Source organism: Kushneria avicenniae, assembly GCF_900112585.1.
Lineage (GTDB): Bacteria > Pseudomonadota > Gammaproteobacteria > Pseudomonadales > Halomonadaceae > Kushneria > Kushneria avicenniae.
Window position 1 is genome coordinate 108,218 of record NZ_FOLY01000003.1, and the last position, 11,639, is coordinate 119,856.

At 61.1% G+C, this 11,639-nt stretch carries 12 protein-coding genes; 6 read left to right on the forward strand and 6 right to left on the reverse strand.

Going from position 1 to position 11,639, the window contains the following annotated elements; translation table 11 throughout:
• Window positions 1-65: 65 nt before the first annotated feature.
• Window positions 66-1,982 (reverse strand): ABC-F family ATP-binding cassette domain-containing protein, encoded by a 1,917-nt coding sequence (locus BM079_RS06930; protein ID WP_090132263.1) that lies wholly within the window; start codon window positions 1,980-1,982, stop codon window positions 66-68.
• Between the two features lie 50 nt (window positions 1,983-2,032).
• Here BM079_RS06930 and BM079_RS06935 point away from each other — a divergent pair, with 50 nt between their 5' ends.
• A complete protein-coding gene (locus tag BM079_RS06935; RefSeq protein ID WP_175489629.1) occupies window positions 2,033-2,536 on the forward strand; it encodes a TIGR02444 family protein in 504 nt (167 codons plus the stop codon).
• Window positions 2,537-2,641: 105 nt separating this feature from the next.
• Entirely contained in the window at window positions 2,642-3,499 is an 858-nt protein-coding gene (locus BM079_RS06940; protein ID WP_090132266.1) for an FKBP-type peptidyl-prolyl cis-trans isomerase, read from the forward strand.
• Window positions 3,500-3,875: 376 nt separating this feature from the next.
• On the opposite strand, the gene BM079_RS06945 is transcribed toward BM079_RS06940, so the two are convergent.
• From BM079_RS06945 to BM079_RS06965, 5 genes are all read right to left on the reverse strand, one after another.
• Entirely contained in the window at window positions 3,876-4,367 is a 492-nt protein-coding gene (locus tag BM079_RS06945) for a hypothetical protein (protein WP_090132269.1), read from the reverse strand.
• Window positions 4,368-5,022: 655 nt separating this feature from the next.
• Window positions 5,023-5,742, reverse strand: a complete 720-nt coding sequence (gene trmB, locus BM079_RS06950; RefSeq protein WP_090132271.1) for a tRNA (guanosine(46)-N7)-methyltransferase TrmB — start codon at window positions 5,740-5,742, stop codon at window positions 5,023-5,025.
• 31 nt (window positions 5,743-5,773) lie between these two features.
• Complete coding sequence (locus tag BM079_RS06955; protein WP_090132273.1) at window positions 5,774-6,577, reverse strand: thiazole synthase; 804 nt, start codon at window positions 6,575-6,577, stop codon at window positions 5,774-5,776.
• 58 nt (window positions 6,578-6,635) lie between these two features.
• Window positions 6,636-6,836: a sulfur carrier protein ThiS gene (gene thiS / locus BM079_RS06960; protein ID WP_090132275.1), complete on the reverse strand. Its 201-nt coding sequence runs from the start codon at window positions 6,834-6,836 to the stop codon at window positions 6,636-6,638.
• A gap of 58 nt (window positions 6,837-6,894) precedes the next feature.
• Window positions 6,895-8,376, reverse strand: a complete 1,482-nt coding sequence (locus BM079_RS06965; RefSeq protein WP_090132277.1) for an alanine/glycine:cation symporter family protein — start codon at window positions 8,374-8,376, stop codon at window positions 6,895-6,897.
• Window positions 8,377-8,537: 161 nt separating this feature from the next.
• Between BM079_RS06965 and BM079_RS06970 the strand changes: the two genes are divergently transcribed.
• Genes BM079_RS06970 through BM079_RS06985 form a run of 4 tightly spaced genes read left to right on the forward strand, consistent with a single transcriptional unit; the run spans window position 8,538 to window position 11,628 of the window.
• Window positions 8,538-8,924 carry a DUF423 domain-containing protein gene (locus tag BM079_RS06970; protein WP_090132279.1) on the forward strand — a complete coding sequence of 129 codons (387 nt, stop codon included), beginning with the start codon at window positions 8,538-8,540 and terminating at the stop codon, window positions 8,922-8,924.
• 44 nt (window positions 8,925-8,968) lie between these two features.
• Window positions 8,969-9,967 carry an alpha/beta hydrolase gene (locus tag BM079_RS06975; RefSeq protein WP_090132280.1) on the forward strand — a complete coding sequence of 333 codons (999 nt, stop codon included), beginning with the start codon at window positions 8,969-8,971 and terminating at the stop codon, window positions 9,965-9,967.
• Complete coding sequence (locus BM079_RS06980) at window positions 9,931-10,488, forward strand: hypothetical protein (protein WP_139215272.1); 558 nt, start codon at window positions 9,931-9,933, stop codon at window positions 10,486-10,488. The genes BM079_RS06975 and BM079_RS06980 overlap by 37 nt, the downstream gene beginning before the upstream one ends.
• Before the next feature lie 51 nt (window positions 10,489-10,539).
• A complete protein-coding gene (locus BM079_RS06985; protein WP_090132284.1) occupies window positions 10,540-11,628 on the forward strand; it encodes a pyridoxal phosphate-dependent aminotransferase in 1,089 nt (362 codons plus the stop codon).
• Window positions 11,629-11,639: the final 11 nt, after the last annotated feature.

Genomic DNA, 11,639 nt, shown 5'->3' on the forward strand with positions numbered 1-11,639 from the left:
AATCTGCCGTTAACGATAAATACCCTTCCAGTGTAGTCCCGCGTCAGCGCCTGCCAATCAGGGGCTCATGACGCACTGAGCTGCGCCTGCATCTCCTCGAGCGCCTCCTCGGCTTCCATCCAGGCCTGCTCATCGCTTTCCAGTTGCGCCTTCCACTCGCCCTGCTCGCGCAGCAGCTCGGTGAGTCGCGCCTTCTGGTCAGGCTCATAGAGGGCCGGATCCGACAGTTTCTCCTCGACCGCTTCAAGCGCCTTCTGGGCCTTGTCCATCGATTTCTCGGCCGCGTCGCGCTGCTTTTTCAGCGGCTTGAGCTGTTCGCGAAGCTCGGCCGCCGCACGCCGGGCAGCCCTGCGGTCCTCTTTCGGCGCGGCCGCCGCTTCGGGCTCTCCGGCAGGCTGACGTGCGTCGTCGGTGAGGCGATTTTTCAACCATATCCGATAGTCCTCCAGCGTGCCGTCAAAGGCAAAGACCCGGCCATCGGCCACACACCAGAATTCATCGACGCTGGCGCGCAGCAGATGGCGATCGTGCGACACGATCATCACAGCCCCTTCAAAAGCGGATAGTGCCTCCGTCAGCGCGTCACGCATGTCCAGATCGAGGTGGTTGGTCGGCTCATCGAGCAGTAGCAGATTGGGCTTTTGCCAGGCGATCAGCGCCAGTGCCAGGCGAGCCTTCTCGCCGCCCGAGAAACGGGTAATGACTTCGAAGGCGTCATCGCCGCGAAAGCCGAAGCCGCCGAGGAAGTCGCGAATCGTCTGCTCGGCGGCCTGCGGCGACAGACGCTGAACATGGGTGAAGGCACTGGCATTCAGATCCAGCGCATCCAGCTGATGCTGGGCGAAGTAGCCGATCGCCAGATGCTCGCCCTCGGTACGTTCGCCCCCGATCAGGGCCAGCTGACCGGTCAGCGCCTTGATCAGCGTCGACTTGCCCGCGCCGTTGGGACCGAGAAGGCCGATGCGACTGCCCGGCGCCAGCGACAGGCGCACATTGTCAACGATCGGCGTGTCGTCATAGCCAATGGCGGCATGATCGATCGACAGCAGCGGATGGGAAACCTTGTCGGAACAGGGCAGACGAAAGCGAAACGGCGATTCGGCGCGCAGCGGGGCGATCTCCTCCATGCGCTCGAGCATCTTGAGGCGGCTCTGAGCCTGTTTGGCCTTGGTCGCCTTGGCGCGAAAGCGGCGCACGAAATCCTCGATCTCGGCGCGGCGGGCCTGCTGTTTCTCGCGCTCGGCCTCACGCTGGGCCAGCCGCTCGGCGCGAGTGCGCTCAAAGGTGGTGAAGTTGCCGCGATAGAGCTGCACGTGGCGCTGATCGAAATGCACGATGTGATCGCACACTGCATCGAGAAAATCCCGGTCGTGCGAAATCAGCAAAAGCGTGCCGGGATAGCGCACCAGCCACTGCTCAAGCCACAGCAACGCGTCCAGATCGAGGTGGTTGGTCGGCTCATCGAGCAGCAGCAGGTCAGACGGCTTGAACAGCGTCTGGGCCAGGTTGGCACGCATGCGCCAGCCACCGGAAAAATCCGACAGCGGGCGGTCAAGATCGCGCTGGGCAAAGCCGAGACCGACCAGCAACTGCTCGGCACGGGCGCGGGCGGTGTAGCCATCCAGCGATTCGATCGTACCGTGCAGCTCGGCCTCGCGGTGATGTTCGCCGGCCTCACGGGCGGCGTCCAGCGCCGTCTGGGTCTCGCGCAGGTCGTGATCACCATCCAGCACGAAGTCGGTCAGACTGCGGGACAGCGTCACGATCTCCTGGCGCATGTGGGCAATGCGCACCCCGCCATTGAGCGCCACTTCGCCGCGCTCGGGTGACAGCTGCCCGAGTATCAGTTGAAAAAGGCTCGACTTGCCCGTGCCGTTGGCGCCCACAATGCCGGCGTGATGCCCCATCGAGAGCATGAAGTCTGCGGACTCGATCAGCGGGACCCCGCCTCGTTGGAGCTCGAGCTGGCGAAATGCGATCATGCAGTATCCTGTCCGGCCGGTTGCCGATAAATGGTCGAATGAACAAGTCAATGGCTGCCCATTCTAACCGAAATCTTCCCCCGCTTTGGCCCTGGGCGCTGGCGCTTTATGACCGCCCTGGTGCCACCAGAGCCCTGCTGACACTGCAGGATGACGCGGGTCTGGACGTCTGCGAGCTGCTCTGGGGGCTCTGGCTACTGGCGCACGGCCGGACACCGATCGCGGAGATCGATGCGCTGCTGGCCCCCGTACGCCACTGGCAGCAGTGCCATACGCAGCCGCTGCGCCGGCTGCGTCGCGATCTCAAGGCCCGCGCCATCGAACAGCCATGGCTTGAACCGATGCGCACCCACATCAAGAAAGCCGAACTTGAAAGCGAGCGCGAAACCCTGCGCCAACTCGAAGCGCTGGGCCTGTCAGCCTCGAGCCGCTCTCCGGGCCACGCCGCCATCGACACAGGTCTTGAGCCTCTGACCGGTCAACTTGCGCCCCGCCATCAGCGCCTGATTTCCAGTCTGCGACTTGAAAGTGAGCGCATGGCGCCCCCATCGTAATGACAGTGCGTTGAAGGACAGCCGAAATTCCCTCAGGGTCGGCGTGATTTTTTTCAAGCGGTGTTGTCCAACATCTTTTGATGACCATGTGTACAAGGAGCTTTCATGAATAAACTGTTGAGCGCGGTCACTCTGAGCACGCTGATCATACTGACCGGCTGTTCCGACGCCGACGACAGCAAGGACAACAGCGCTGATGATCAGGCCACGCAGCAGGAGCAGGCCCAGCAGAACGGCAACAGCAGCGGCGAAGCCCAGCAGCAGGACGACTTCGAGTCCGATCAGGCACGTCTGGCCTATGCCGTGGGCGTCACGCTGGCCCGCAACCTCCAGGAAGACATGCAGGATCTGGATGTTGATAACTTCACCAGCGGCATCAAGGATGTCTATGGTGGTAACGACATCCGCCTGAGCGATCAGCAGATCGGCGATGCCCTGCAGCAGTATCAGCAGCAGATGGTGGCTCAGCAGCAGCAACAGATGAAGCAGGAGGCCGAGGATAACGCCCAGGCCGGCCAGCAGTTCCTCAAGGAAAATGCTGACAAGGATGGTGTGGAAACCACCGACTCCGGCCTTCAGTACCGTGTCATGGAAGAAGGTGACGACAGCGGTGCTCAGCCCGGCGACGAGGACCAGGTCCGCGTCAACTACGAGGGCCGCACCATCGACGGCAACGTCTTTGACAGCTCCTACGAGCGTGGCGAGCCGGTGACTTTCCAGGTGAACCAGGTCATCCCCGGCTGGCAGGAAGCGCTCAAGATGATGCATCCGGGCGACGAATGGGAAATCTACGTGCCGGCTGATCTCGCTTACGGCGAAGCCGGTACCGGTCCGATCGGGCCGAATGAAACCCTGATCTTCAAGGTCGAGCTGCTGGGCGTAGGCGATGACGCTACCAACGCTGACAGTGACGACACTGAGGCCACCCAGGACAGCGGTGCCGCGGCCCAGACGACCAACTGAGGCGTGAATACGCAGTGATCGACAACCATCGGGCCATCAGGCTCGGTGGTTTTTTTATGCCTGACATCGCATGACAATCGGTGGATAAAACGACCCGACATACCCTGTGGATAAGGTTGTGAGGTACTGTTTTATCAACGCCTGAAGAGCTGTGTATAAATGTCGCAGCGCTGCATGCCGGTCATGGCAACTGCTGCAAAGACAAACGTCGAAAAATTTATAACACACTGTTTATTCAAAATATTTCAGATAATTTCGACGACGGCCCTGCAAGCCACACCACTGATCAACTTTCGCTTCTGTCAAGCAAAAATTCCTAACGCCGTGTGGATAATTGATAGTGAAATTCATGTTTCAGCACCGGTGACATTGTGCATTAACGACACGGCAGCGATAGATCATACCAGCTGCCCAGCATCCCTCTGCTGGTGTTTACTACCAGACTTCCCCGGATGCGATGCGCATTGCCAACACACAGCGGCAGATCGAACGTGCCGCGATAATGATCGGAGGTGGCTGGCGCCAGGGTCATGGTTGTGGTGCGATGACCACCGACATCCTCAAGCCGCGCGCTGACGCCCTCGGCTTCAAGACCGGTCAATACCATCTCGACACTCAGCTTTCCATTGCGGTAGTGCCACTGCGTCTGCATCCGGCCAAAGCGTCCCAGTGCCGTAAAACAGCGCTCGTCAAGCGGCTGACACTCAAGCTCGGGCGCAAACCAGGTCACACTCGAGCGGCTGCCCGCCCCCACGTAGTAGTAGCCCAGATAGGTAATGGCCACGGTGACCGTGATCAGCGTGACCACTACCAGCGTATTCAGCCAGCGCAACGAGGCCACGGAAGAGGAGGAAGCAGAGGTTGACATGGGCAGGCGTCCACTCATGAGACAGGCACGGCCGGAGCGTGGCCATGCCGGGTGACTTCAATAAAAGAAGATATTCATTTAAAAAATATTCTCATTTACTGTTGACGCAAAAAATGAGAATGGTTATCTTTTAGATGTGGTGATCGCCAGTCACCACATGAACAACCCGATATGTCAGGTATCGAGTGGTTCATCTCCTCATCAAGCTAGTCACGGTCTTTGAGCCGCCCGATTGGGCGGCTTTTTTACGTCAGGCGCACAGACCCTCTGTTCTTCGCTTTGCCGGCGCTTTTCGTGACTTGGCTTGTCAGCTGATGTGGTGATCCATCAGATCCCATGCCCCTAACGCTCGCCGCGGGTTTCCTGGCTGGTCAGCGGGCGCTGAACCACACACAGCAGACATGAATAAAAGAAGATATTCATTTAAAAAATATTCTCATTTGCCTTGACTGCCTAAATGAGAATGGTTATCTTTGAGGTGTGGTGATTGCCAGTCACCACATGAACAACCCGATATGTCAGGTATCGAGTGGTTCATCTCCTCATCAAGCTAGTCACGGTCCTTGAGCCGCCTCATTTGAGGCGGCTTTTTTATGTCAGTCCTACCGACCCTTTATTCTTCGCCTTGCCGGCGCTTTCCGTGACTTCGCTCAAGTCAGTTGATGCGCTGATACATCAGATCCCACACGCCGTGGCCCAGACGTTCGCCCCGGGTTTCAAACTTGGTCAGCGGTCGAAAGTCCGGGCGCGGCACGTAATCACCGTCGCAAGCCATCGTCACAAAGCCGGGCGCCTCGCTCATGGTCTCAACCATGTATTCGGCATACGGCTGCCAGTCGGTGGCCATATGAAAGCAGCCGCCCGGTCGCAGCACGCGATGCACACGCGCAAGAAAGGCCGGCTGAACAATCCGGCGCTTGTGGTGGCGCTTTTTGGGCCAGGGGTCGGGGAAGAACAGCTGCAGCGTATCGACCGATTCAGCCGGCAGGCAGTCATCAAGTACTGCAAGCGCATCCTCGCGATAAACGCGCACGTTGGAAAGGCCGGCCTTGTCGACGTCATCGAGCAGCTTGCCCACCCCCGGCGGATGCACCTCGATGCCGATAAACTCGGTGCCCGGGTTGGCCATGGCCTGCTCGAACAGTGAACCGCCCATGCCAAAGCCGATCTCGACCACGCACGGTGCGCGGCGCCCGAACAGCGCCTCCAGATCCAGCCGCCCCTGTTCATGCGTCAGGCCCAGCCGGGGAAAAACATCCTCCAGACCTCGACGCTGGGCCTGGGTCATGCGGCCGCTGCGCACCACATAGCTCTTGATGCCACGGTGCGGCGTCTGTTCCTCCGCATCGGTGTTCGGCGTTGTCTCTTCTTTCATTACAGGTATCGTCAAAAACAGTGGAACGGGATCAACCGGTGAACAACCCTTCAGTGGGCGATGACGGACTGGCGGCATAGGTCTTTCTGCCCATGCGTTCGGCCAGGCGGGCGTCACGCCCGGCTTCAACGGCCTTTTTCATGGCGCGGGCCATCAGCACCGGCTGTCGGGCATGCGCGATGGCCGAATTGACCAGCACCCCGTCACAGCCCAGCTCCATGGCCATGGCGGCATCCGAAGGCGTCCCGATACCGGCATCGACCAGAATCGGCACGCGCGCATTATCGATGATCAATGACAGGGCGTGCGGATTGAGCAGGCCGTGACCGGAGCCGATCAGCGAACCCAGCGGCATGACGGCACAGCAGCCCATCGATTCCAGCTCGGCGGCCACGATCGGATCGTCGCTGGTATACACCATGACATCAAAGCCGTCCTCGACCAGCGTTCGCGCGGCGCTGATTGTCTCCATCACGTTCGGATAGAGCGTGTGATCGTTGCCCAGCACTTCGAGCTTGACGAGGTCATGACCGTCCAGCAGCTCGCGGGCCAGCTGGCAGGTGCGCACGGCATCACGCGCGTTATAGCACCCGGCCGTATTGGGCAGGATGGTATAGCGCTCGGGGGAAATGACATCAAGCAGATTGGGCTCATCCGGATTCTGCCCGATGTTGGAGCGGCGCACGGCCACCGTCACGATTTCGGCGCCGCTGGCCTCGACCGCAGCCCCGGTCTCTTCCAGATCACGATACTTGCCGGTACCGACCAGCAGACGCGAGGCGAAACGTCGCCCCGCAATCTGCAGGGGGGTATCCCATTGGGAATCAATGCTCATGGTGCTCTCCTCGAACCCGTCGTGCGGGCTCTGGTGCGATCACCCTCGGGGCGACGTCTCAGCCGCCGCCGATGGCGTGAACAATCTCGACACGATCACCCTCGTTGAGCGTCGTGGTCGTATGGCGGGTACGGGGCACGATGGCCTCGTTGACCTCTACGGCAATGCGCCGGCCGGCCAGATCCAGTGACGCGATCAGATCAGCCACACTGTCGATCTGCTCGACCCGGCGCGCTTCCCCGTTGATGTATAGCTGCATGTCACATCCTGCGTTGGCATCGGGAAAGCGCAGTATAACGTCGAGGCCGAAGACGCTCCTACCGTTTCGCGGTGCTTTCCGATGACGTCCAGATCCCCTTTGCCAGACGCTCGGGATGCTTGAGCACGGAAGGATCAAACACCGGCTCTCTGACCCCGCTCTTGCGCTGACGCTCATAGTCCTTCAACACACGCAGGGCCACGGGCGCCAGCAGCAATATGGCGATCAGGTTGGTCGTCGCCATCAATCCCATCGCGAAATCGGCAAAGGCCCAGACAAAATCAAGTTCTGCCACGGCCCCCAGCATGACCATGGCCAGCACGGCCAGACGCAGGGCATGAATAGCGCCCTTGCTATGTCGACCGAACAGATATCCCATGTTGATCTCGCCGTAGGCATAGTTGCCGATGATCGAGGTGAAGGCGAACAGCAGGATGGCCAGCGCAATGAACCAGGTACCGAAAACGCCCAGATGATCGCTCATGGCGTCCTGGGTCAGCTGAATGCCCTGAATATCGACGCCCGGCGACGTTGTCAGCAACGTGTCATAGACTCCGGACAGCAGAATCACCACGGCCGTACAGGTGCAAATGATCAGGGTGTCACATACTACGCCAAAGGACTGCACCAGCCCCTGGGCCGCTGGATGCTTGACGGTGGCCGTGGCCGCGGCGTTGGGCGCCGAGCCCATGCCCGCCTCGTTGGAGAACAGACCGCGCTTGATGCCGTTTTCCATTGCAATCTTGATCGAATAGCCGGCCGCCCCGCCAACGGCCGGACCAAAACCGAAGGCACTCTTGACGATCAGCGCCAGCATCTCCGGCACTTCACCGATATTAACGATCAGAATGTAGAGTGCTACCAGCAGGTAGGCCACGGCCATGACCGGTACAATCTTTTCAGCCGTACGCGCCACCGACTTGATACCGCCGTAGATGATCAGGGCGGTCAGGACGACCAGCACAACCCCGGTGACCCAGGCCGGCACAGAAAAGGCACTGTCGACGGCCCTGGCAATGGTGTTGGACTGCGCGCCGTTAAAGGCAAGACCGAAGGCGATGATCAAAAAGACGGCAAACAGACAGCCCATCCAGCGCTGCCCCAGACCGCGCTCCATATAGTAGGCGGGCCCGCCGCGAAAGACGCCATCTTCATGCTTGACCTTATAGACCTGAGCCAGCGTGGATTCGATAAAGGCCGTGGCCAGCCCGACCAGCGCGGTCATCCACATCCAGAAGATGGCCCCCGGCCCTCCGGCCCAGAGCGCAATCGCGACACCAGCAAGATTGCCGGTACCAACCCTGGAGGCCAGCGAGGTCGCAAAGGCCTGAAAGGCGCTGATGCCGTCACCCGAGCCTCGACCACCAAAGGTCACACGAGCCATGTGGCCCAGCAGACGAAACTGCATGAACCCGGTAAACAGCGTAAATGCCAAACCCGCGCCCAAAAGCAGATAGACCAGAATATAGGTCCAGATAAAACTGCTGATGGGGTCGGTAATGGCAAGAATGGCGTTTTCAACGGTAGTGATAAATTCCATGGGAAATCCCCGCCATGCCTCACTGTCACAGAGGCATTACTCTTATGGTGTGTTATCGATCAGAGCCATCAATCCCTGTACGCCACCTGGTGGCTCGGGCGTGTGCGTGCGACCATACACGGATTCAGGGGCAAATGCCCGACTCGATAGGAGTATACGCCATGCCATCGCGCCTTCTCTGGCTCGTTGCTGCACTTTCCGGACTGAGTCTGGTGGTGCTGGGCGCCTGGGGTGCCCATGGCCTGAGTGACCGGCTGGACGCTGCCGCCCTCAACGCATGGCACACCGGTGTGCGCTATCAGGCCTGGCATACGCTGGCGTTCATGATCATTGTGATCTGGCGCGAAGTCGTGCCACTGGCTGGCCAGCGCCTGGTACTGATTCTGTGGGGAGCAGGCATCGTGCTTTTTTCAGGCTCGCTGTATCTGCTGGCGCTGGGGGGCCCGCCCCTGCTGGGTCCCATCACGCCGCTGGGCGGCCTTGTCATGATGACCGGCTGGGTCGTACTGGGCGTGACCGGCTTGCGCCGACGCCCCGAGCCCTCATAATAATTCCGGGCTGCGCGACCGGCGTGGCGTAAGCATGAGCGTTCATGACGATGTCCTTACCCGATTTTTCCGATCTGCTGGAGGCCGGTCCGCTGGCCCCCCTGTCCTTGCCGCCCACCGGGGTAATGGCACGGTATTTTCGTCATTACGGGCTTGAGGCACTCATCACTCAGGTCGCTGACATCGAGTCCGGCCATGTGCAGGCCGACGGGTTTCGCCTCTGGACTCAGGTCTGGACGCCGCGCACCGCACTGCGCGGTACGGTCATGGTCGTACACGGCTATTTCGATCATCTGGGCCTTTATGGCCACCTGCTGCGCCTGCTGCTGGACGGCGGGTTTCGCGTGGTGCTCTGGGACCTGCCGGGCCACGGTCTGTCCAGCGGCGAGCGCGCCGCCATCGATGACTTTGCCACCTATACCCGATGCCTGCGCGCCCTGCTCGCACGGCTCGAGGCGAAGGGACTGATCACGGCGCCGCTGATCGGCATCGGCCAGAGCACCGGCGCGGCCATTCTCACCACCGATGCCCTGGAGCGGTCCGAGCGCCAGCCATGGCAGTCACTGGTACTGCTGGCCCCGCTGGTGCGCCCCTGCAAATGGCAGCGATCGCGTCTGATGCACCGCCTGGCCACGCCCTTTATTCGCAGCATTCCGCGCCACTATCGGCCCAACACCACCAATCTGGCCTTCACCGATTTTTTGCACCGAGAGGACCCACTGCAGACCGACACCCTGCCGCTGGTCTGGGTGGGCGCCATGCGCAACTGGATGACCCACGTTCGTCGTCTGCCGCCCTGCGAGCTGCCAACGCTGATCCTGCAGGGCGAGCAGGACGCCACCGTGGACTGGCGCTGGAATCTCGAGGTGCTGCGCCGGCTGCTGCCGCGTGCAAGGATCGTCTACCATCAACGGGCCCGACACCATCTGGTCAATGAATCTCCCGATATTCGCCAGGCGCTGTTCAGGGACCTGTACCATTTCTTGATCACACGGACCGAAGGCCCATGCGTCACCCCTGCCGACACGCCCGACGCTTCCTGACAGGGCGGCAGGCACTGCCTGTGCTGCTGGCCCTCGTAATGACAGGCTGCGCCGGAATGGACAGCGATACCGCGCGTCACCGAACACCGCTGGAAAGTCTGGGCCGGGTCGCCGCCACGGAGGTTCTCGAAAAGCCGCCCTGGCCGGGCGACCCGCAAAGCCGCGTCATCCTGATCACGCCCGTGCAGGCCGATGCCGATTTCGGCACCCGCGCCGATGCCCGTTTCAATGACGCCCTGACCCGTGGATTGCTCAGCGCCCGACACGGTCCGCAGATCCTCTCGGTGACCGAGGCCACGGCACAACCCGGGGTGCCCGACAATCAGTGGCGTCTTTCATCGCGTCTGGAAGCGCCGCTGGGCGCCATCACGCTATCGGATCGAAAGCTCTATCCCTATACGCTGACGTTGACGCTCAAACGCGGTGACAGTGACGATGTCTGGTGGCAGAAGGAGATCGACGGCGCCCTCGACGAGCAGGGATTGCCCCTGTCGTCGGCAGCCGTAACTCCAGCACCCTGATTATCGTTCAATGAGCTGACCATCACTTATCCATGAACCGGAGGCTGTTTCGTGCGCGCATCCCATCTTGACCGCGAAGGACCGGACAATCCATTTCCCGGGCGTCAGGCACTGGAGCGACGGCTGGAGCGTGAGCTGCCCCATCAGCTGGGGTCCAATGAAGGTCTGGACATGCCTCATCGGGCACTGACCGAGGCGCTGGGAGAGCCGGTGGCAGCGCTGGCACGCACCTATGGCGATGCTCAGGCTCATGATCTGCGCCAGCGACTGGCCGAGCGACTGGATGTTTCAGCCAGCGCCCTGCTGGTGGATGCCGGCGCCGACAGCCTGATCGCCCTGACCCTGCGCGCCCTGTGCGATACCGGCTCGACCGTGGTTACCAGTGCCGGCACCTACCCGACCTTTCGCTACTTTGCCGAGGGTCACGGCTGTCGTCTGGTCGAGGTAAACTATCAGCAGGGCCCCGATCGGCTGGCGCCCGATGTCGATGCGCTGGTTCAGGCCGCCTGGCTGCATCATGCGTCACTGGTCTATCTCGCCAACCCGGATAATCCCAGCGGCCACTGTTCAAGCGATGCCGATATCGCCCATCTGGTCAACAACCTGCCACCGACGTGTCATCTCCTGCTGGATGAGGCCTATCACGAGTTTCGCCTGGATTATCGCGACAGCCAGCCCATGACTGGCGTGGTGCGACTTCGCACCTTTTCCAAGGCCCACGGTCTGGCCGGTCTGCGCATCGGCTACGCCATCGCAGCGTCCGACACGCTCGAGATAATGAACAAGGTGCGCATTCACTATGCGGTCTCATCAATAGCCCTGACGGCCGCCGAAGTCGTTCTGGCCCATGACGACGAGGTCGAACAGCACATCCGGGCGGTGATCGACAGGCGTGAACGGCTGGCGGCGCAGCTTCAGGCATGGGGCGCCGACGTGCTGCCCTCGGCCACCAACTTCGTGGCCGTGCGCCTGCCCGATGCTGACCTGGCACTCGAGATACAGCAGGCACTACTGGCCGATGGCGTCATCGTCCATCGCCCGCCCCATCCGGCGCTGGGCCATGTCCTGCGCCTCTCGGCCGTCGAGGATGCCCTGGCACCCGGCCGGCTGGCCGCACTTCAGAACCTTCTTCAGCGCTGACGCTATCTCTG